Raw genomic sequence first — 20,762 nt, forward strand, 5'->3', positions numbered from 1 at the left:
AATTATACGGAACTTGTGGGCTCGGACCCTAGATCGTGACCTGCGTTCCCACCTCCACCACCCGCCCGGTCGGGATCTGGAAATAATCCGTGGCGTCGTTGGCGGATTGGCTGAGGCGGATGAACAGCAGGTCCTGCCAGCGCGGCATGCCCGAATGCGCGGCCGGCTTCAGCGCGCGGCGGGACAGGAAGAACGATGTCGACATGATATCGAACTGCCAGCCGAGCTTGCGGGCGATCGCCAGCGTCTTCGGCACGTTAGGCGATTCCATGAAGCCGAACTTCAGCGTCACCCGCGAGAAGGTCTCGCTGAGCTGCTCCATCCGCACCCGCTCACTATCGTCGATCCGCGGCGTCGGCGCGGTCTCGATGGTGAGGATGACGTTCTTCTCATGCAGCACCTTGTAGTGCTTCAGGCTGTGCATCAGCGCGGTCGGCGCGCATTCGGGATCGGAGGTCAGGAACACCGCCGTGCCGGGCACCCGCTGCGGCGGGCGCTTCTCCAGCATCGCCACGAGGTCGGCCAGCGGGAATTCGAGCTTGCGCGACTTCTCGAACAACAGCTTGCTGCCGCGACGCCACGTGTACATCAGGAGCATCACGATGCCGCCGAGCGCCAACGGCACCCAGCCGCCCTCGAACACCTTCAGCAGATTGGCGGCGAGGAAGGTGATGTCGAGGAACAAAAACGGCGCGATCAGGGCTGCGGCCGCGACCGGCGACCATTTCCAGACCCGCCAGATCACGACAAAGCCCATCATGGCCGTGACCACCATGGTCCCGGTCACGGAGATGCCGTAGGCCGCAGCCAGCGCGCTCGACGACCGGAACAGGACCACCAGCAGCATCACCGCAACGAACAGCAGCATGTTGATGCGCGGAATGTAGATCTGGCCGGAATGGGCTTCCGACGTATGGCGAATTTCGAACCGCGGCATCAGGCCGAGTTGGATCGCCTGACGCGTCAGCGAATAGGCGCCGGTGATGACGGCCTGGCTTGCAATCACGGTCGCCGCTGTCGCCAACGCCACCATCGGGATCAGCGCCCAGTCCGGGAACATCAGGAAAAACGGATTCTCGATCGCCTTGGGATCGCCAATCAGCAGCGCGCCCTGCCCCAGATAGTTCACCGCCAGCGACGGCAGCACGATGAAGAGCCACGCGGTCTGGATCGGCCGCTTGCCGAAATGGCCGAGGTCGGCGTAGAGCGCCTCCGCGCCGGTGACGGCCAGAAATACCGCGCCGAGCGTGATGAAGCCGATCATGCCGTGATGGAGCATGAAGGAAACCGCGTGGAGCGGATTGAATGCCGACAGCACCTCGGGATGGAGCATGATCTGCGGCACGGCAGCGATCGCGATGACGGCGAACCACACGCACATGATCGGTCCGAAGAATGCGGCAACGCGCGCGGTGCCGTGGGACTGGACTGCAAACAGCGCAACCAGAATGACCAATGTCAGCGGCACGACATAGTGCTCAAAGGTCACCGTGACGAGCTTGATGCCCTCGATCGCAGACAATACCGATAGCGCCGGCGTCAGGACTGCGTCGCCGTAGAACAGCGCACCAGAGATGATGCCGAGCAGCACGATCGCACCGCCGCCCTTGGTGACCGCACGCTGCGCCAGCGCCATCAGCGCCAGCGTCCCGCCCTCGCCGTTGTTGTCGGCGCGCAGCAGGATGACGACGTATTTCAGCGTCACCACGACGATCAGCGCCCACAGGATCAGCGACAATACGCCCAGCACTGCCTGCGGGCTGGCGGTACCCGCGTGCCCGCTGGCCGCGACGATGGCTTCGCGCAACGCGTAGAGCGGGCTGGTGCCGATGTCGCCGTAGACGACACCGATGCTGCCGAGCATCAGGGCCTTGAAGCCGGCGGTGGAATGCGTTTCGCCATGACCGTTGGCCGCGGGCGTTTCCGCCGCGGTGACCGCACTTTCAGATGACATGGGATTTGCGCCTCGATTGCTTATTGCAACGCACAATTCAGGACGGCAGGGCTATACTCCCACCGGGAACGCATAGGTTATATTTATCTGGGCCCTTGCTATGCGTCCAACGCATGGATCGGAGGGGCTTACCTGAGGAATCTCGTTGGTTGGTCAGATAGTTACCTGAGTTCCGACCTCCACCACCCTCCCCGTCGGGATCTGGAAGTAGTCGGTGGCATCATTGGCCGACCGGCTCATCGCGATGAACAGATGATCCTGCCACAGCGGCATGCCCGACTGCGCCGAGGGTTTTAGCGACCGCCGCGACACGAAGAACGACGTCGCCATGATGTCGAACTGCCAACCGAGCTTGCGCGCGATTACCAGCGCCTTGGGCACGTTCGGCGATTCCATGAAGCCGAACCGCAGCCGCACGAGAGAGAACTTCTCGCTGATGGTTTCCATCTTGACGCGCTCGGCCGGATCGACGCGCGGCGTCTGGGCGGTTTCGATGGTCAGGATTACATTGTGCTCGTGCAGCACCTTGTTGTGCTTGAGATTGTGCATCATCGCAGTTGGCACGAAGCTCGGATCGGAGGTCAGGAACACCGCCGTTCCCTTGACGATGTGCGGCGGCCGCTTTTCCAGGCTCTTGATCAGGTCCGCCAGCGGCACCTCGATGCGCCGTGTCTTCGCGGTCAGAATCGCCGCGCCGCGGCGCCAGGTCCAGATCATCACCGCGACGGCAACGCCGAACAGCAGCGGCACCCAGGCGCCTTCGAGCAGCTTCAACAGGTTCGCGGCAAAGAAGCTCATGTCGATGATCACAAAGGGCACGATCACGGCCGCCGCGGTCGCCGCGCGCCAGTTCCACAGTTTCCAGACCACGACAAAACCCATGATGCCGTCGACCACCATGGTCGTGGAGACGGCAATGCCGTAGGCCGAAGCCAGACCGCTCGAGGTGCGGAACAACAGCACCAGCAGCACGACGCCGATCAGCAGCAGCCGGTTGACGCGCGGCAAATAGATCTGGCCGGCATGGGTTTCCGAGGTATAGCGAACCTCGAAGCGCGGCAGCAGGCCGAGCTGCACGGCCTGGCGGATCAGCGAAAAGGCGCCGGTTATCACCGCCTGGCTCGCGATCACGGTCGCAGCTGTCGCCAGCACCACCAGCGGCAGCAAGAGGACTCCGGGGACCAGCCGATAGAACGGATTTTCGATCGCCGCCGGGTCGGACAACACCAGCGCGCCCTGCCCGAAATAATTAATCAGGAGCGCGGGCAACACAAAATAGAACCAGCCGGTCTGGATCGGCTTGCGTCCGAAATGGCCGAGATCCGCATAAAGCGCTTCGCCGCCGGTCACCGCCAGAAACACCAGGCCCATTGTCACAAGGCCGATGACGCCATGGGAAAGCATGAACTGGATCGCGTACCAGGGATTGATCGCGTAGAGCACCGTTGGATCGTCGCTGATGTGGATCAGGCCCAACACCGACAATGTCGCGAACCAGACCACCATGACCGGCCCGAAGGCGGAGGCGACGCGCGCGGTGCCGCTGCTCTGCACCGAGAACAGCACGACCAGAATGAAGATCGTCAGCGGCACCACATAATGTTCGAGCGCAGGCGTGACCAACTTGAGACCTTCGACCGCCGACAACACCGAGATCGCCGGCGTAATCATGGAATCGCCGATGAACATCGAGGCGCCGACGACGCCGAGCGCCAGCAACGGCCAGCTCCGCCGGCCCAACGCCCGCTGCCCCAGCGCCATCAGCGACAGCGTACCGCCCTCGCCGTTGTTGTCGGCGCGCAACAGCAGCAGCACATATTTGGCTGTCACGACGATGAACAGCGACCACAGGATCAGCGAGAGCACGCCGAGAACGATGATGCGCGATACCGGCTGGCCCTCCGCCGCGTGCGTGACAGCCTCACGAAACGCATACAGCGGCGAGGTGCCGATATCGCCGAACACGACGCCGATGCTTCCCAGCGTCAGGGCCCAAAAGCCAGAGGTGGCCTGGCCCTCATGGGCTTCGGTAGATGTGACGCTGACAGTCATGATGGAGAGGAACGTTCTCGTCGTTGAATTGATCCGGGCGGCTATCGACGCTTCCGTGTTGCCTGTCAATCTCGGACAAGCATAGCACCGCGCACGATGCGGAGCTTACGCAAAGCCAATCGAAATTTCGGGAGTGGTATTATGGTAGTTCCGTCGCCTTACGGCTTCAGGTTTGGCGGAAGCGGCGGATTTTCACGCATCAATGTGATGGTGACGCGACGGTTTGCCGGCAATGTCGGATCATCGGGAAACAATGGCTGGCTGTCGGCCCTGCCGCCGACGGCGTAGATGTGGGACGGCGGCAGCCCCTCGCGTTCGAGGATCTGGCGCACGACGTTGGCGCGGTCCGCCGACAGATCGAATGCGCCATACTCGCTGCGCGCCGGCACGAAGCCGGCCGACGTGTGGCCGACAATGTTGACCCGCAGCGGTGTCGCCTTCAACGGCACGGCCAGCTTCTGGATCAGCCGGCGGGTGCGGTCGTAGGGGACCTTGGAGCCGTCGGCGAACATCGAGCGGCCGTCCTGGTCTACGATTTCGAGATTGAGGCCCTGGCTGGTCTCTTCGAAGATTATGTGCCTGGACATTTCGGTCAGTTCCGGCATGTCCTGCAGCGCCTGGCGCAATGAGGCCGAAGCAAGCGCGAACTCGCGATCGACCTTCAGGCGGGCGCCGGATTCGCGCTGACGGTCCTTGTCGTCCGGCGTCGGCGTATTGGAGGAATCCTCGGGCGAAATATGCTCGACGTTCTTCAGATTCGGCCGCGTCGGCAGGCCGTCGGCTTCGACGATTCCGGAATATCGGGCTTCGGTCTGCACGCCGAACGCATCGCGCATCGAACCCGCGACGATCTTCAACTTGGCCGAATCCTGCGTGGAGAACGCCACCAGCATCACGAAAAACGACAGCAGCAACGCCATCAGATCCGCAAAGGTCACGAACCAGCCGTGACCGCCATGTGCCTCTTCGCGTCTTTTCTTGGCCATGCTTTATGTCCGCGCCTGGATGCCGTCGGCCGGTCAGGCCGGAACCAGCTCGCCTTCCTCGTGGCGGTGTTTTTCGGGCAGGTAGGCCAGCAGCATTTCACGCACCAGCGCCGGGCTCTTGGAGTCGCGGATCATCAGGATGCCGTCGATGATCAGCGTGCGGTTGGTTTCCTCGTCGATCAGCTTGCCATGCAGCTTGTCGGCGATCGGCAGACAGATCAGGTTTGCGACAAGCGCGCCGTAAAGCGTCGCCAGCAGGGCGACCGCCATGAAGGGGCCGAGTTTCGAAGGGTCCGACATGTTCGAGAACATCTGCACCATGCCGAGCAGCGTGCCGATCATGCCGAACGCCGGCGCGCAGTCGCCGATGGCGCGATAGATCTTCGAGCCCTCGTTCAGGTGCATCAGAAAATTGTCGCGATCGCGCTCCATGTTGTCGCGGATGAATTCGAGATCGTAGCCGTCGGCGACGTAGCGGATTCCCTTGGCGAGGAAAGGCTCATCGGTCTCGACCTTTTCCAGGCCGACCGGACCCTGCTTGCGGGCGATTTCCGCGATGCGGGCCAGTTCGTCGACCAGATCGCGCGCCGAAAGACGGCTCATCGTGAAGGCGAATTTCGCACCCAGCGGCATGCCATGCAGGATCGCGCTGAGCGGGAAGCGGATCAGTGTCGCCGCCGTCGAGCCGCCGAAGATGATGATGACGGCATGGATGTCGTAGAACATCCGGAAGTCACCGCCCATCAGGATCAGCGTCGACAGGACGATGATGCCGGCGACCAGGCCAACGAGCGTGGTGATATCCATTCTGCACTCCGAACGCACACGCGAACTACCGGCCGTCCTGGACGGTCGCGCGGCTCATCCGGAGCTGCGCAGGAGGCACCCTACGACTGCGCCATTAAAGAGGCGTAAAGGTTAAGCCCAAAGCGCGGTCGTAGAATTGCGGGTCAGCGCCGGCACGATCGCAAGGATTCACTAACCATAGCGTTTGGCGCTCACTGCGCCTGCGCGCCGATGCCGGCGGCCTTGATGATCGGCCACCATTTTTCGATCTCGGCCTTCTGGAAAGCGGCCAATCCTTCCGGCGTTTGCTGCGCACGGGGCGCGACGTCGAGGCCCAGTTCGGTAAAGCGCTTCTGGATCGCCGGATCAGCCAGTGCCTCCACCGTCGCGGCGTTGAGTTTTGCGATAACATCCTTCGGCGTGCCCTTTGGCGCCCAGAAGCCGAACCAGCCCGACATATAGAGCCCGGGCACGCCGGTCTCATCCGCGGTCGGAATGTCAGGCATCGAAGCCGAGCGTGTCGCCGAGAGGTTGGCGAGCGCCTTGATCTTGCCGGCGCGGATTTGCGGCAGCGCCACCGCGCCCTGCACAACCAGCAGATCCACCGTACCGGAGATCAGGTCGGTCATCGCAGGGCCTGCGCCGCGATAGGGAATGAACTGCACCTTCTGCTTGGTCAGGTTCTCGAACATCACGCCGGTGACGTTCGCCGCCGCGTTCTGGTTGACGAAATTGATCTTGCCCGGGTTTTCCTTCATCCAGGCGACCAGTTCGGCAAGCGTGTTGGCCGGCAGGTCTTTCTTGGCGACCATGAGCTGAGGATTGTTGGAAACAAGCGCGATCGGCTCAAAATCTTTTTCGAGGTCGTAGTCTAGCTTGTAGATGATGCTGCCGACATGGGTGTCCCACTGGCCGATGTCGAAGGTGTAACCGTCGGGCGCGGCGCGGGCGACGCGCCCGACACCAATGCTGCCACCCGCGCCGCCGACATTTTCGATCACGACGGACTGCCCGAGCGTTGCACGCATCCGCTCGGCCATGATCCGGGCGGCGGCATCGGTCGATCCGCCCGGCGGGAAAGGCACCACCAGCGTGATCGGGCGGGAGGGATAGGTTTGCGCCTGCGCAGCCGCAGCACCGAAGAGGATCAAGAATGACAGCGCGACCCAGAACCTCTTCATGACGCCTCCCCCGTTTGTTGAACCCTGACTTTTGTCAGTGGATCTCGGACGAACGCTTCAACGCCTCTTTCAGTTTTTCCAACGTGAAGTCCGGGCTGCGCGCGATCTCCAGGATCGGCGTCTCGCGCCGGCCGCAGAGTTCGGCGGCTTCCGGAATCTGCGCCGCGATATCTGTCGGGATCACGATGGCGCCGTGCTGGTCGGCGTGGATCAGATCGTCGGAATGCACCGTCATGCCGGCGACGCGCACTTCGCCGCCCCAGGCTTCCGCATGAACCCATGCATGCGACGGGCCGATCGAGCCGGCCAGCGCCTGAAAGCCCGGTGCCCATTGCGGGATGTCGCGGATCGAGCCGTCGGTGATGACGCCGAGGCAGCCGAGCGCCTTGTGCACGTTGCTCTGCACCTCGCCCCAGAACGCGCCGTAACCGGCATCGGCGCCGTCGATATCCTGGATCACGGTGATGCGCGGACCGAAGCCGGTGCCGACATATTCGTAATAGGCGATGCGGCGCTTCGACTGCTCGTCAGCCGGAAGGGTGGATTTGAGCACCGAGCGGATCGTCACGGTGCGGGCATAACCTACCATCGGCGGCAAATCGGGGAACGGGCAGACCAGCGGCTTGGTGGTGTAGCCGATCAGGCGGCGTTCAGGCGCGACGATTTCCATAGCATTGCAGATCGTCGGCGTGTCATAGCGCGCCAGCGCCTCGAGGACGGAAGCAGGCAGCGGGGCAGTAACGGCTTTGTTCACGGCGTTCTCTCCTGATTTTTCGGCCCGGCTCTTTGAGGCCGTGCGTCGCTTTAGCCCTATAGCCGAGATTGGAGGAGAACCCAACTCGGCGGCAGCTCATGGCAGATATATCGGAGCAGAAATATCGGAGAGTCGCGCGGGACGATCAGTTCAGCCGCGCCGGCCGATCGTCCTCGGTATCATCTGGGGCCGGCGAGAATGTCGCCGCTGGAGATGACGGCGCGGCGGTCTCCACCGTCGTCGCAGCCGGTTGCGCCGCCGCGGCAGCATTGCGCTCGTGGTCGCGATAGGACTTCCAGCCCATGGGCAGGCTCAGAAGATAGAGCACCGATCCAATCGACAGGATATGCCAGGGATAGCCGATCAGCAGCGCGACGAAGAACACCACCGAGACGAAAACCGGCAGCACCATTTCGGGCGGCACGCGCATCCGCACCGTCTTGCCGGAAAACACCGGCAGGCGCGACACCATCAGGAACGCGATGAGAAGTATATAGCCCGCGGTCAGCATCGCTGGCGGCTTCGGGACGCCGAGAAATGACAGATAGAACGGCAGCATCGCAAGGATGGCGCCGGCCGGCGCCGGCACGCCGGTGAAGTAATTCGCCGCAAAGGCGGGCTTGTTCGGATCGTCGATACTGGCATTGAAGCGAGCGAGCCGCAGGCCGCCCGCGATCGCAAACACCATCGCCGCGATCCAGCCGCCATTGTTCAGCTCTTGCAGCTGCCAGAAGTACAGCATCAGGCCGGGCGCAACGCCGAAATTGACGAAATCCGCAAGGCTGTCGAGTTCGGCGCCGAATTTCGACTGGCCCTTGATCATGCGCGCGACACGGCCATCGACCCCGTCGAGCACGGCCGCGAATACGATGGCGGCGACCGCGAGCTCCATCCGCCCTTCGATCGACAGGCGGATCGCCGTCAGCCCGGCGCAGATCGCGAGCAAGGTGATGACGTTGGGCACCAGCATCCGCACCGGGATCGGGCGAAACCGGCGGCGGCGCAGTAGTTCAGGGTATTTGGGATCTGGGGTCAGCATGCTTGCCATTATATAGCAAGCGCCGGCCCGGTTCGCCATTGGCGGCGGCTTAGCCTTTTAGGCGGCCAAGAGGTGGTTAATCGGCCCGAAACGTCCGCCCCTGCTCGCTCGACCCGAAATCGGCCAAAATCGTCTCGCCGGCCACGGCCGTCTGGCCCTCGGAAACCAGCGATCGCGTGCCTTCGGGCAAATAAACGTCCAGACGCGAGCCGAAACGGATCAGGCCGAACCGCTCGCCGGCGCCGATCGACTGGCCTTCCCGCACGAATGAGACAATCCGCCGCGCCACCAGGCCGGCGATCTGGACCACGCCGATCCGTCCGTTCGTCGTCGAGATGACCAGCGAATTGCGCTCATTGTCTTCGCTGGCCTTGTCGAGCTCGGCGTTGATGAAGGCGCCGGGCCGGTAGGCGATGCGATCGATGCGGCCCGCCACCGGGCTGCGGTTCACGTGGCAGTTGAACACGCTCATGAAGATCGAAATGCGCGGCAGCGGCCGGTCGCCGAGGCCGAGTTCGGCCGGGGGCAACACCTGCGCGACCATGGAGACGCGACCGTCGGCCGGCGCCACCACGATGCCGTCGCGCACCGGCGTGACGCGGACGGGATCGCGGAAGAACAGCGCGCACCAGATCGTCAGGAGCGAGCCGATCCAGCCCAGCGGCGTCCAGATCCAGAACAGAATCAGGCTGACGAGCGCGAAGCCGCCAATGAAGGGATAGCCCTCGGGATGGATCGGCGGGATCTGGGCGCGGATGGAATTCGCAATCGACATTAGGGCTCGCTGTTGTCTGGCCGACTTCCCGTTTCGGAAGTAGCGCCGTATTTGGATTATTCCGCGGCGGTTGCCAAGGGATCTTTAGACAAGGGATCTTTGGATTTGGGCAGATCCCTGGGCTGCTCGTTGAGCGGATCGTCGACCGGCGGCGGGGCGCGGTTCGGCGCTTCGTTGCCGTCGTCGATCTGGGCGAGCTTCTCCCGCGCCTCCTCGGCTTCGCGCTGCCTGTTCCACATGCTGGCGTAGAGCCCGCCAGACGCCAAAAGCCTGACATGGGTGCCACGCTCGGCGATGCGCCCTTGATCCAGCACGATAATTTCATCGGCGCCGACAATGGTCGACAGCCGGTGCGCGATCACCAGCGAGGTGCGGCCACGCGAGACGCGCTCCAGCGCTTCCTGGATTTCATGCTCGGTGTGGCTGTCGAGCGCGGACGTCGCCTCATCCAGCACCAGGATCGGCGGCGCTTTCAGCACCGTGCGCGCAATTGCCACGCGCTGCTTCTCGCCGCCCGACAGTTTCAGGCCGCGCTCGCCGACCTGGGTTTCGTACCCCTTCGGCGACATGCGGATGAAAGCGTCGATCTGCGCCAGTTGCGCCGCCTCTTCGACCTCGGCATCGCCGGCGTCCCAGCGGCCGTAGCGGATGTTGTAGCGGATGGTGTCGTTGAACAGCACGGTATCCTGCGGCACCATGCCGATCGAGGCGCGCAGGCTCGCTTGCGTGACGTTGCGGATGTCCTGGCCGTCGATCAGGATTTTTCCGCTGGAGACGTCGTAAAGACGAAACAGCAATCGCGAAATCGTCGACTTGCCGGCGCCCGAGGGACCGACGATCGCCACCGTCTTGCCGGCCGGCACTTCGAAGCTGAGGCCCTTGAGGATCGGCCGTTCTGCATCATAGGCAAAGCGCACGTCGTCGAAGCGCACATTGCCTGAGCTGACCACGAGCGGCGCAGCGCCCGGGATATCCTTGATCTCGGGATTGCGCTGCAGCACGTTGAACATCTTCTCGATGTCGATGACCGCCTGCTTGATCTCGCGATAGACCATGCCCATGAAATTCAGCGGCTGGTAGAGCTGGATCATCATGGCGTTGACCATGACGAAATCGCCGACCGTATTGGTGCCGTTGCGGACGCCGAGCGCGCACATCAGCATGGTCGCGGTGAGGCCGATGGTAAAGATGACCGCCTGCCCGGTGTTGAGCACCGCCAGCGAGGTATAGGTCTTGACGCTGTTGCGCTCGTAGCGCTCCATCGAATGGTCGTAGCGCTCGGCCTCGCGCCTCTCGGCGCTGAAATATTTCACCGTCTCGTAATTGAGCAGCGAGTCGATCGCCTTGGTGTTCGCCTCAGTGTCGGAATCGTTCATCTTGCGGCGGATTTCGATCCGCCATTCGGTGGCGATGTAAGTGTAGTACATGTAGATCACGACCGTGATCGCGGTGACCAGCACGTAGCGCCAGTCGAACTGCCACAGCAGCACGGCCATCAGCAGCGACACCTCGACGATGGTCGGGATCAGCTGCAGGATCACCATCCGCACGATCACCTCGATGCCGGTGCGGCCACGCTCCAGTACGCGCGTCAAGCCGCCGGTCTTGCGCTCGAGATGGAAGCGCAGCGACAATTCGTGCATGTGGACGAAGGTGATGTAGGCGAGCTTGCGCACCGCATGCATGGCGACGCGGGCGAAGATGCCGTCGCGCCACTGCGTCAGCACCGCCATCAGCACGCGGATCGCGCCGTAGCTCGCGGTCATCAGCAAAGGCGAGGCGATCAGCCACAGCATCCAGTTCGACGCTTCGACCGGCGCGGTGCCCATGCCGTTGAGCGCATCGATCGCCCATTTGAAGGTGAACGGAACCGTCAGCGTCGCGAGCTTGGCTGCCAGCAGCAGCACCATCGACCAGACTACGCGCATCTTCAGGTCGGCGCGGTCGCCAGGCCAGATATAGGGCCACAGATGCACCAGCGTCCCGATCAGGGTCGCCTTTTCGGGAGAGTCGCTGGCCGGAGACTGGGCGGCACGGTCAGGCGAATCAGGATCAGCCATCGCTGTCGCGCCCAACGCAAGATGGCGCACCGGCCGCCGTTAGATGGTTTCTAATGGTCTGCATAGGCCCGTCATATAGAGCGTTTAACTCTCCCGTACAGCCTTGAAAGATAAATCTTTCCCCCGTTTGGTTTGATTTCGGGCCTATTTCTGCTGCATCAGCGAAGTCAACCAGACTTGAGCTTTTCTGGGTGCAGTGCCACATGATCTCCATGGATCAAATCAAAACCGATCAAATCAAAACTGTCTGTGTCTATTGCGGCTCCGGCGCCGGCTCCAGCCCCCGCTTTGTCGAAGCTGCCCACGCCCTGGGAAAGACTTTCGCCGAGAACAACATCCGGCTCGTCTATGGCGGCGGTTCGGTCGGCCTGATGGGCGCGGTCGCCAAATCCACGCTGGATCACGGCGGCCTGGTCACCGGGATCATTCCGGATTTTTTGCGATCCCGCGAAAATATGCTGACGCACGTTCAGGAAATGATCGTCACGCCCGACATGCACGAGCGCAAGCGGCTGATGTTCGAACATTCCGATGCGTTCGTCGCCCTGCCCGGCGGCGTCGGCACGCTGGAAGAACTGGTCGAGCAGATGACCTGGCAGCAACTCGGCCGCCACTCCAAGCCGGTTCTGCTCGCCAACATCGACGGCTTCTGGGAGCCGCTGATCGCGCTTTTGGCGCACATGCGCGAAACCGAGTTCATCCGCCCGTCACTGGACATCGACATCCTCAAGGCTGAACGGGTCGAGGACATCGTGCCGCGCCTGCGCGCCGCCGCAGCGCGTGCGCCCGAAGGCAGCAAGGAAATGGCGCCGGAACTGGCGCGGAAGCTTTAAGCCTCCTCGCTTCACTCACTCGGAAACGTCACGGCCTCGATGCGGTTGCCGTCGGGATCGATCACGAACGCCGCATAGTACTTCACGCGATCATGCGGGCGCAGGCCCGGTGCACCGTCGGAGCGGCCGCCGGACTTCAACGCCGCCGCGTGGAATGCATCGACATCGCCGGTTGCTTTGGCGCGAAGGCAGATGTGCGTACCGCTCTCGGGCGGGACCGGGGCCATGCCGGCGCGCAGGTTGATCCAGAATTCGGGGTAGGTTTTGCCGAAGCCGATGGTTGCGGGGCGCGTCACCAGACGCGACAGGCCGAGGGCTGCAAGCGTCGCTTCATAGAAACGCGCGGAGCGTTCGAGATCACTGACGCCGACGGAGATGTGGTCGATCATTTCGTGCTCCTCCGTCACTTGTAGCCCGGATGGAGCGCAGCGCAATCCGGGTCGCTCAAGCCAGCCGCGAAAATCCCGGATTGCGCTGCGCTCCATCCGGGCTACGGTCTTGGCTCACGCCGGCGCGCCTGACTTCACCAGCTTGTAGACCACCGAATCCATCAGCGCCTGGAACGAGGCGTCGATGATATTGGGCGACACGCCGACCGTGATCCAGCTGTCGCCGTTCTCGTCCTCGCTCTCGATCAAGACCCGCGTCACGGCTTCGGTACCGCCATTGAGGATACGCACGCGGTAATCGATCAGCTTCAGGCCTTCGATATATTTCTGGTACTTGCCGAGATCCTTGCGCAAGGCGACGTCGAGCGCATTGACGGGACCGTTGCCTTCCGCCGCCGAGATCAGCCGCTCGCCCGCGACATCGACCTTGACCACGGCAAGCGCCACCGTGACACGCTGGCCGTTGGCGTTGTAGCGCTGCTCGACATTGACGTCGAACTGCTCGACCTTGAAATATTCCGGCACGCGGCCGAGCGTGCGCCGCGCCAGCAGGTCGAACGACGCGTTGGCCGATTCGTAGGCGTAGCCCGCCGCTTCCCGCTCCTTCAGTTCCTCGACCAGACGCGCCAGCTTCGGATCGCTCTTCTCGTAAGTGATACCGGCGCGATCCAGTTCGGCCATCACGTTGGAGCGGCCGGCCTGGTCGGACACCAGCACCTTGCGATGGTTGCCGACCGACTCGGGCAAAATGTGTTCGTAGCTGTGCGGGTCCTTCATCATCGCCGAGGCGTGAATACCGGCCTTGGTGACGAAGGCGCTTTCGCCGACGTAGGGCGCATGGCGGTTCGGCGCGCGGTTGAGCATGTCGTCGAGCGTCCGCGACACCTTCATCAGCGTCGTCATTTTCTCCGCGGTGACGCCGATCTCGAAGGCATCGGAGAATTCGTTCTTGAGGCGCAGCGTCGGGATCAGCGAACAGAGATTGGCGTTGCCGCAGCGCTCGCCAAGCCCGTTCAACGTGCCCTGGATCTGCCGCGCACCGGCGCGCACCGCGGCCAGCGAATTGGCGACCGCCTGCTCGGTATCGTTATGGGCGTGGATGCCGACATGGCTGCCCGGAATGTGCTTGATGACGTGGCCGACGATGGTCTCGATCTCGTGCGGCATGGTGCCGCCATTGGTGTCGCACAGCACCACCCAGCGCGCACCGGATTCATAGGCCGCTTTCGCGCAGGCGAGCGCGAAATCGGCGTTCTCCTTGTAGCCGTCGAAGAAGTGCTCGCAATCGACCATCACCTCGCGCCCCGCCGCCTTCGCAGCAACGACGCTGTCGCGGATCGAGGCGAGGTTTTCGTCGTTGGTGGTCTCCAGCGCCACCCGCACCTGATAGGCGCTGGATTTGGCGACAAAGCAGATTGCGTCGGCCTTGGCCTCGATGAGCGCCGCTAGCCCGGGATCGTTCGAAGCCGAACGGCCCGGACGGCGCGTCATGCCGAACGCCGTGAACTTGGCGCTCTCGAACTTCGGCTTGTCCGAAAAGAATTCAGTGTCGGTCGGATTTGCGCCGGGATAGCCGCCCTCGACATAGTCGATGCCGAGTTCATCGAGCATCTGTGCGATGATCTGCTTGTCATGCAGCGTGAAATCGACGCCGTTGGTCTGCGCACCGTCGCGCAGCGTGGTGTCGAAGAGATAAAGGCGTTCGCGGCTCATGACGGAACTCCCGGCGCGGCATTGTCAGCCAGCGTCTTCTGCATCGTGGTGTTGGCGAGCCATTCGCCGTTGAGCGAGACGGTGTTGCGCTGTTTGGCGGCATAGCCGCGCTTCCGAAACAGCGGCTCCGCGGTGTCGCTGGCATCGACCGTCAGGGTCTTTGCCCCGCGCGCGCCCGCCAGTTTTTCCAGCGCGTCGACCAGCATCGAGGCGACGCCCTGCCCCGCGACGCTCGGATGGACGAAGAGCATGTCGATATGGTCAGCCCCTTTCAGCGAGGCGAACCCGACCGGCGCGTTCTGGATGGTCGCGATCAGCGTCAACTGCCCGGCGAGCTTCTTGCCGAAAGCTTCTTCGTCGGCGGCAGCCTGAGCCCAGGCTGCCTGCTGCGCCTCGCTGTAGTCATCGCCGGTCAGCCCCTCGATGGCAGCAACGAAGATCGCCGCCAGTATCGGAACATCCGCCGGCAAAAACGGTCGCAAACCAGGTTTGGGTAGCGCCTGTCCCATCGCGTCAAAACACTCCGAACAGTCTCAAGGCCAGCACGATCGCAGCAACGATTAACGCCCATTTGATGAAGATGTAATAACGCCAGTGTTTTGGGAATGGCGTATCGGGCCTGGTCATCACGCGATCTCCCATGTGGTCACGGGCTTTCCGTCGGCATCCTTGCCATCCTTGATGGCAACGCCCATCGCGGCGAGTTCGTCGCGGATGCGATCGGACTCCTTGAAATCCTTTCGCGCGCGCGCCGCGGTGCGGTCCGCAATCAGGCGATCGACCTGCTCCGCGTCAATGCCGCTCGCCTGCTGCTTGCGTCCCTTCCATGCCGCAGCGCTCATCGAGAGAAAACCGAGCAGCCGGAGCGAGGCCGCAAACTCGCCGCGTTCGCGCGCGCCACCGGACGCCGCCGCATTGCGCAGGCCGTGCAGGACAGCCATGGCCTGCGCCGTGTTGAGATCATCATACAGCGCCTCGACCATTACCGGCGACGGTTGACCGCCCTCGGCGTCGGCTGCTACCGCGTACCAGTCATCGAGCGTCTTCGCGCTCTCTTCCGCGCCCCTCAGGGTCCAGTCGAGCGGTGAGCGATAATGCGTCTTCAGCATGCTCAGGCGCAGCACCTCGCCCGGCCAATCGGCCAGCATCTCGCGGATCGTGAAGAAGTTGCCGAGCGATTTCGACATCTTCTCGCTCTCGAGCTGCAGGAAGCCGTTGTGCATCCAGACATTCGCCATGCGGTCGGAATGAAAGGCGCAGCAGGTCTGCGCGAGCTCGTTCTCATGGTGCGGGAACACCAGGTCGATGCCGCCGCCATGAATGTCGAATTTTTCGCCGAGATGCTTCCATGCCATCGCCGAGCACTCGATATGCCAGCCGGGGCGGCCTTCCACCTTGATGTCCGATGGCGACGGCCATGACGGCTCGCCCGGCTTCGACGGCTTCCACAGCACGAAGTCGGTGTTGTCGCGCTTGTAGGGGGCAACGTCGACGCGGGCGCCGGCGATCATCTCGTCGAGCGAGCGTTTCGACAGCGCGCCATAGCGCGGCATCACGGAATTGGCTTCGTTCATCGCCTGCGGCGAGAACAGCACATGGTCTTCGGCGACATAGGCAAAGCCGCCGACCACGAGCTTCTCGATGATCGCCCGCATTTCCGGGATATGCTCGGTCGCGCGCGGCTGCACCGTCGGAGCCAGGCAGCCGAGCGCGGTGACGTCCTCCTGATACTGCCGATAGGTCTCTTCGGTGACCTTGCGGATCGCCTCGTTCAAGGGCACGCCGGGATAATCACGTGCGGCGCGGACGTTGATCTTGTCGTCGACGTCGGTGATGTTGCGGACATACTTCACATGGTCGGCACCGTAGCGATGGCGCAGCACGCGGAACAGTACGTCGAACACGATCGCTGCGCGACCGTTGCCGATATGGGCAAAGTCGTAGACCGTCGGTCCGCAGGCATACATGCCGACGTTATCGGCATTAAGCGGCACAAACGGCCGCTTCTCCTTCGTCAACGTATCGTAGAGACGTAATTCCATGGCATACCCATCCGTTGCGGCCGGGCGTCCAGTGATCTCGGTTGGGAGAAAAGACGGCCTCAGCCAGCGAATCGCTAGCTAATAATCTCGCGGCAAATGCTGCAGATGGCGAGGAGACCGTTCATGGTTCCACCATTGCGGTATCGGGCGGACGGCGTCAAGCCTTGCTCGTGCCCAATTTAGGGCTGATCAGGCGCCGAACCCCCGCCATTCGCTGCCGCCCCGCGGGCTCATGGTTAATCATTATTAACACTTTGGGCCTATTCCTGAGGGCGGTTCCTCATCCCTGCCGGTGTCATCCATGCGACTTTCCTCCGCACTCATTGCCTGTGCCTTCCTGGCCGGTGCCTTCCTGCTTGCCGCCTCGGCCGCTTCCGCCGACAGCCGCGTTTTCATCGTTGCCAACCAGGCCGATGGTTACGGCGTGGATGAATGCCTCGCCAGGGGCGAAAAATGCGGCGCCCACGCCGCCCGCTCCTACTGCCAGTCACGGGAATTTGCACAGGCCACCGCCTACCGCCGCGTCGATCCCGAGGAAGTCACCGGCGCGATTCCGAAAGACGGCGGCGATAGATGCTCCGGCCACGGTTGCGGCGAATACGTCGCCATCACCTGCCAGCGCTAGAGCCTTTTCGGTTCCGGTTGAATCAGAACCGGGATTCACGCACGAGGCAGGCTCTCGCTCGAAAGCGCCATGGAGGCGATTATCGCGGAATATCAAGGGCTGGCTGCCACATCCGCGCCCCGGAAACGACGTGACGCTGCCCTGAGAAGGGGGTATTGGATGCGGCCTTGGCCGCAGAATGCTGCCTTGGCCGCGCTATCAAGCTTTCGAGCCGCGCGGATCAGCCCTCAATGGCCGGATATGCTGGAAATTCGCAACGCGCCCCTCTCCCTTCGGATTTTGACCTGCGCCATCCTGCTCGGCATCACCACCCCGGGCGCACCCGCTTTGGCGCAGTCGAACGATGACGCCATGGCGCAGATGAACCAGGACGCCCCGCCTCCGCCACAGCAGGGCGCGCAGGCCAATCCGATCTGCATCCGGCTCGAAGGGCAATTGGCGACTATCGACCGCGGCGCCGGCACCGGCGACCCCGCCAAGGATGAGCAGATCCGCCGCTATCAGGAAGCCCAGGCCAAGCAGCAGGCCGAACTCGATCGGGTCACGCTGCAGGCCAAGCGCATGGGCTGCGAAAGCTCGGGCTTCTTCTCGCTGTTCAACGGCCGGTCGGCCCAGTGCGGTCCGGTCAACAACCAGATTCAGCAGATGCGCGCCAATCTCGACCAGATCACCACCAGCCTGGAGCGGCTGCGCAGCGGCGGTATCGGCGGCGCCGACCGCGAAAACCAGCGCCGCTCGGTGCTGACCGCGCTCGGGCAGAACAATTGCGGCCCGCAATATGCCGCGGCCGCGCGCGGTCCCGGCAACTTCATCGACAGTCTGTTCGGCAACAACAACCAGACGCTCCCGCCGCCGAGTGCCGATCTCGGCGCGCCGTCCGGCACCTTCCGCACCGTCTGCGTCCGCACCTGCGACGGCGGTTATTTCCCGGTGTCGTTCGCCACCTACCAGCAGCGATTCCAGGACGACGAGAGGACCTGCAAGGCACTTTGCCCGGCGACGGAAGCGACGCTGTTCACCTACCGCAATCCCGGCGAGGACATCAACCAAGCGGTCTCGATCAACGGCCAGCCTTACTCGTCGCTGCCGAACGCGTTCAAATTCCGCTCTGAGTTCAACCCGTCCTGCGCCTGCAAGGCCGCAGGCCAGACCTGGTCGGAAGCGCTGAAGTCAGTCGATGACAGGGCCGGCGTCGAACAAGGCGACATCATCGTTACCGAGGAGAGCGCGCGGCGCATGCAGCAGCGCGCGCAGCCGAAGGGCGCGACGCCACCGCCCAAGAAAGGCGCAGCGCCTGCCGGCACCGCCGCCGCACCGGCTGCGACAGCAGCCCCGGCCGACACGACTGCTACCGCCGCCGACAAGGACAAGATCCGCACCGTCGGCCCGACCTTCATCCCGCCGAAGCAGTAGAAGCGAAATTACCCTTCGAAGGCGTCCACCGAGGCGCGGCCGGCGCGCGCGACCAGCTTCTCGTCGGGCGCGGGCAGCGCCTTGCCATTGTCGCGGAAGCGATTGGTGATGGGATAGCGGCGGTCGCGGCCAAAGTTCTTTTCCGTCACCTTGACGCCCGGCGCCGCCTGCCGGCGCTTGTATTCGGCAATGTTGAGCAACCGGTCGATCCGCGTCACCATTTCCGCCGGGAAGCCGGCTGCGATGATCGTGGCCAGCGGCTCCTCGCGCTCGACCAGCCGTTCGAGGATGCCGTCCAGCATCTCGTAGGGCGGCAGCGAATCCTGGTCGGTCTGGTTCTCGCGCAACTCCGCCGTCGGCGGCCGCGTGATGATGTTGACCGGAATGACCTCGCCTGAAGGCCCGAGCGCACCGTCGGGCTTCCACTCGTTGCGCAGGCTCGAGAGACGAAACACTTCGGTCTTGTAGATGTCCTTGATCGGGTTGAAGCCGCCGTTCATGTCGCCATAGAGCGTGGCATAGCCGACCGACATTTCCGACTTGTTGCCGGTCGTGACCACCATCGCGCCGGTCTTGTTGGACATCGCCATCAGCAACGTGCCGCGGGTGCGCGCCTGCAAATTCTCCTCGGTGATGTCGCGCGGCAGGCCGGCGAACGGACCGGAGAGGATTTTTTCAAAGCCGTTGACGGCATCCGCGATCGGCAGCACCTCATAACGGATGCCGAGCGCTTTCGCGAGCTTTGCCGCGTCGTCGAGCGACACCTGTGCAGTGAAGCGGAACGGCAGCATCACGCCGCGAACCTGCTCGGCGCCGAGCGCATCGACCGCAATCGCCGCGCACAGCGCGGAATCGATTCCCCCGGAAATGCCGAGCAGCACGCCGGGAAATCCGTTCTTGCGGACGTAATCGCGCAGGCCCAGCACGCAGGCGGCGTAGTCTCCCTTGTCGCCCTCGAGCAGCGGCGCCACCGGCCCCGAACAGCGCCAGCCGTCGGCGCTCCTGGTCCAGTTCAGCGTGACGATGCTCTCCTCGAAGGCGGGCAGTTGCGCCGCTACCGAGAGATCGGCGTTGAGCGCGAACGACGCGCCATCGAACACCAGCTCGTCCTGTCCGCCGATCTGGTTGAGATAGACCAGCGGCAGGCCGCTCTCGGTGACGCGGGCGACCGCGATCGACAGCCGCAGATCGTTCTTGTCGCGCGCGTAGGGTGAGCCGTTCGGCACCACCAGAATTTCCGCGCCAGTCTCGGCGAGGCATTCGACGATGTTTTCGTATTCCTCTGATTCTTCGAGCCAGATGTCCTCGCAGATGGGAACGCCGACGCGGATGCCCTTGACGGTGACCGGCCCCGCGGCCGGGCCGCGCGCGAACAGGCGTTTTTCGTCGAACACGCCGTAATTCGGCAAGTTCGCCTTGAAGCGAAGGGCGGCGATGCGGCCCTCATCGAGCAGTGCGCAGGCATTATAGAGCTTGCCGTCCTCGACCCAGGGCGTGCCGATCAGCACCGCCGGACCGCCGCCCGCGGTCTCGCGCGCCAGCTCCTCGATCGCCGCGCGGCAGGCCGCCTGGAAGGCGGGCTTCAGCACCAGATCTTCCGGCGGATAGCCGCAGATGAACAATTCGGGCAGCACCAACAGATCGGCGCCGTCGGCCCTGGCCTTGTCGCGCGCAACGCGCGCCTTGGCGGCGTTGCCCGTGACGTCGCCGACCGTCGGGTTCAATTGCGCTAGCGTGATCGTAAACGTAGGTTCGGTCATGGGAGCGATGGTGCCTTGCACAAGAGCAAACTGCAAATGCTCGCTTTAGAACGCGCCTATGCGTTCGGCGATGGCAAACAGCCAGAACGCCCCGGACATCAGCAGCGCGACGCCGACCGCCGCGGAACCCATGTCCTTGACCCGCCCGATCTGCGGATCGTGGTCGGTGGTGAGCCGGTCGGCCAGCTTCTCGATCGCGGTATTGAGGATCTCGACCACCAGCACGAACGCCACCGCCGCGACCAGTTCAACCCGGCGCATCACGCTCGCGCCGACCAGCCAGGCCAGCGGCACCGACAGCGCCAGCGCAAGAAGTTCCTCGCGGACGGCCTGCTCCGATCGGATCGCAAAGGCGAGGCCGTTACGCGTGTTGATGGTGGCCCGCCAGAGTCGCAGCAAG

General features: G+C 63.4%; 18 protein-coding genes. 3 read left to right on the forward strand and 15 right to left on the reverse strand.

Annotation, left to right across the window (positions count from 1 at the left end):
• Positions 1 to 28: 28 nt before the first annotated feature.
• The 9 genes from C7G61_RS08890 to C7G61_RS08930 all read right to left on the reverse strand — a co-directional run bounded on the left by C7G61_RS08890 (position 29) and on the right by C7G61_RS08930 (position 11,587).
• The gene (locus tag C7G61_RS08890) at positions 29 to 1,954 is read right to left on the reverse strand and encodes a potassium transporter Kup (RefSeq protein ID WP_108513726.1); all 1,926 of its coding nucleotides are present in this window, start codon (positions 1,952 to 1,954) and stop codon (positions 29 to 31) included.
• Positions 1,955 to 2,107: 153 nt separating this feature from the next.
• Complete coding sequence (locus C7G61_RS08895; protein ID WP_108513727.1) at positions 2,108 to 4,006, reverse strand: potassium transporter Kup; 1,899 nt, start codon at positions 4,004 to 4,006, stop codon at positions 2,108 to 2,110.
• A gap of 158 nt (positions 4,007 to 4,164) precedes the next feature.
• Positions 4,165 to 4,992: an OmpA/MotB family protein gene (locus C7G61_RS08900; protein WP_108513728.1), complete on the reverse strand. Its 828-nt coding sequence runs from the start codon at positions 4,990 to 4,992 to the stop codon at positions 4,165 to 4,167.
• 33 nt (positions 4,993 to 5,025) lie between these two features.
• Positions 5,026 to 5,799, reverse strand: a complete 774-nt coding sequence (locus tag C7G61_RS08905; protein WP_108513729.1) for a motility protein A — start codon at positions 5,797 to 5,799, stop codon at positions 5,026 to 5,028.
• A 191-nt stretch (positions 5,800 to 5,990) separates the two neighbouring features.
• Positions 5,991 to 6,959 carry a Bug family tripartite tricarboxylate transporter substrate binding protein gene (locus tag C7G61_RS08910; protein WP_108513730.1) on the reverse strand — a complete coding sequence of 323 codons (969 nt, stop codon included), beginning with the start codon at positions 6,957 to 6,959 and terminating at the stop codon, positions 5,991 to 5,993.
• Positions 6,960 to 6,993: 34 nt separating this feature from the next.
• The gene (locus tag C7G61_RS08915; RefSeq protein ID WP_108513731.1) at positions 6,994 to 7,713 is read right to left on the reverse strand and encodes an RraA family protein; all 720 of its coding nucleotides are present in this window, start codon (positions 7,711 to 7,713) and stop codon (positions 6,994 to 6,996) included.
• A 145-nt stretch (positions 7,714 to 7,858) separates the two neighbouring features.
• Positions 7,859 to 8,749, reverse strand: coding sequence for a CDP-alcohol phosphatidyltransferase family protein (locus tag C7G61_RS08920; RefSeq protein WP_108514075.1), 891 nt, complete (start codon positions 8,747 to 8,749; stop codon positions 7,859 to 7,861).
• A 79-nt stretch (positions 8,750 to 8,828) separates the two neighbouring features.
• A complete protein-coding gene (locus C7G61_RS08925) occupies positions 8,829 to 9,578 on the reverse strand; it encodes a phosphatidylserine decarboxylase (RefSeq protein ID WP_274542267.1) in 750 nt (249 codons plus the stop codon).
• 5 nt (positions 9,579 to 9,583) lie between these two features.
• On the reverse strand, positions 9,584 to 11,587 hold the full coding sequence (locus tag C7G61_RS08930; RefSeq protein WP_108513733.1) for an ABCB family ABC transporter ATP-binding protein/permease: 2,004 nt from the start codon (positions 11,585 to 11,587) through the stop codon (positions 9,584 to 9,586).
• Positions 11,588 to 11,799: 212 nt separating this feature from the next.
• Between C7G61_RS08930 and C7G61_RS08935 the strand changes: the two genes are divergently transcribed.
• Entirely contained in the window at positions 11,800 to 12,420 is a 621-nt protein-coding gene (locus C7G61_RS08935) for an LOG family protein (protein WP_108514076.1), read from the forward strand.
• 11 nt (positions 12,421 to 12,431) lie between these two features.
• Here C7G61_RS08935 and C7G61_RS08940 read toward each other — a convergent pair whose 3' ends face one another.
• From C7G61_RS08940 to cysS, 4 genes are all read right to left on the reverse strand, one after another.
• Entirely contained in the window at positions 12,432 to 12,809 is a 378-nt protein-coding gene (locus tag C7G61_RS08940) for a VOC family protein (RefSeq protein ID WP_108513734.1), read from the reverse strand.
• A 114-nt stretch (positions 12,810 to 12,923) separates the two neighbouring features.
• A complete protein-coding gene (gene cimA, locus C7G61_RS08945) occupies positions 12,924 to 14,522 on the reverse strand; it encodes a citramalate synthase (RefSeq protein ID WP_108513735.1) in 1,599 nt (532 codons plus the stop codon).
• On the reverse strand, positions 14,519 to 15,031 hold the full coding sequence (locus C7G61_RS08950) for a GNAT family N-acetyltransferase (RefSeq protein WP_108513736.1): 513 nt from the start codon (positions 15,029 to 15,031) through the stop codon (positions 14,519 to 14,521). Before C7G61_RS08950 ends, cimA begins: the two co-directional genes overlap by 4 nt.
• Positions 15,032 to 15,148: 117 nt before the next feature.
• The gene (cysS, locus tag C7G61_RS08955) at positions 15,149 to 16,564 is read right to left on the reverse strand and encodes a cysteine--tRNA ligase (protein WP_108513737.1); all 1,416 of its coding nucleotides are present in this window, start codon (positions 16,562 to 16,564) and stop codon (positions 15,149 to 15,151) included.
• A gap of 301 nt (positions 16,565 to 16,865) precedes the next feature.
• Between cysS and C7G61_RS08960 the strand changes: the two genes are divergently transcribed.
• Positions 16,866 to 17,189: a hypothetical protein gene (locus C7G61_RS08960; RefSeq protein WP_108513738.1), complete on the forward strand. Its 324-nt coding sequence runs from the start codon at positions 16,866 to 16,868 to the stop codon at positions 17,187 to 17,189.
• Positions 17,190 to 17,429: 240 nt separating this feature from the next.
• Complete coding sequence (locus tag C7G61_RS08965; protein ID WP_108513739.1) at positions 17,430 to 18,602, forward strand: DUF2865 domain-containing protein; 1,173 nt, start codon at positions 17,430 to 17,432, stop codon at positions 18,600 to 18,602.
• A gap of 8 nt (positions 18,603 to 18,610) precedes the next feature.
• On the opposite strand, the gene C7G61_RS08970 is transcribed toward C7G61_RS08965, so the two are convergent.
• Both C7G61_RS08970 and C7G61_RS08975 read right to left on the reverse strand, forming a co-directional pair.
• Positions 18,611 to 20,362, reverse strand: coding sequence for an NAD+ synthase (locus tag C7G61_RS08970; RefSeq protein ID WP_108513740.1), 1,752 nt, complete (start codon positions 20,360 to 20,362; stop codon positions 18,611 to 18,613).
• A 45-nt stretch (positions 20,363 to 20,407) separates the two neighbouring features.
• Positions 20,408 to 20,761, reverse strand: coding sequence for a diacylglycerol kinase (locus C7G61_RS08975; protein ID WP_108513741.1), 354 nt, complete (start codon positions 20,759 to 20,761; stop codon positions 20,408 to 20,410).
• Position 20,762 lies beyond the last annotated feature (1 nt).

Origin of the sequence: Bradyrhizobium algeriense, from assembly GCF_003062295.1 — a bacterium.
Lineage (GTDB): Bacteria > Pseudomonadota > Alphaproteobacteria > Rhizobiales > Xanthobacteraceae > Bradyrhizobium > Bradyrhizobium algeriense.

Coding starts and splice junctions, on each gene's coding strand:
- cysS (WP_108513737.1), bottom strand. CDS start 16,564: ATGGAATTACGTCTCTACGATACGTTGACGAAGGAGAAGCGGCCGTTT.
- C7G61_RS08935 (WP_108514076.1), top strand. CDS start 11,800: ATGGATCAAATCAAAACCGATCAAATCAAAACTGTCTGTGTCTATTGC.
- cimA (WP_108513735.1), bottom strand. CDS start 14,522: ATGAGCCGCGAACGCCTTTATCTCTTCGACACCACGCTGCGCGACGGT.
- C7G61_RS08895 (WP_108513727.1), bottom strand. CDS start 4,006: ATGACTGTCAGCGTCACATCTACCGAAGCCCATGAGGGCCAGGCCACC.
- C7G61_RS08940 (WP_108513734.1), bottom strand. CDS start 12,809: ATGATCGACCACATCTCCGTCGGCGTCAGTGATCTCGAACGCTCCGCG.
- C7G61_RS08965 (WP_108513739.1), top strand. CDS start 17,430: ATGCTGGAAATTCGCAACGCGCCCCTCTCCCTTCGGATTTTGACCTGC.
- C7G61_RS08905 (WP_108513729.1), bottom strand. CDS start 5,799: ATGGATATCACCACGCTCGTTGGCCTGGTCGCCGGCATCATCGTCCTG.
- C7G61_RS08960 (WP_108513738.1), top strand. CDS start 16,866: ATGCGACTTTCCTCCGCACTCATTGCCTGTGCCTTCCTGGCCGGTGCC.
- C7G61_RS08900 (WP_108513728.1), bottom strand. CDS start 4,992: ATGGCCAAGAAAAGACGCGAAGAGGCACATGGCGGTCACGGCTGGTTC.
- C7G61_RS08890 (WP_108513726.1), bottom strand. CDS start 1,954: ATGTCATCTGAAAGTGCGGTCACCGCGGCGGAAACGCCCGCGGCCAAC.
- C7G61_RS08910 (WP_108513730.1), bottom strand. CDS start 6,959: ATGAAGAGGTTCTGGGTCGCGCTGTCATTCTTGATCCTCTTCGGTGCT.
- C7G61_RS08950 (WP_108513736.1), bottom strand. CDS start 15,031: ATGGGACAGGCGCTACCCAAACCTGGTTTGCGACCGTTTTTGCCGGCG.
- C7G61_RS08930 (WP_108513733.1), bottom strand. CDS start 11,587: ATGGCTGATCCTGATTCGCCTGACCGTGCCGCCCAGTCTCCGGCCAGC.
- C7G61_RS08970 (WP_108513740.1), bottom strand. CDS start 20,362: ATGACCGAACCTACGTTTACGATCACGCTAGCGCAATTGAACCCGACG.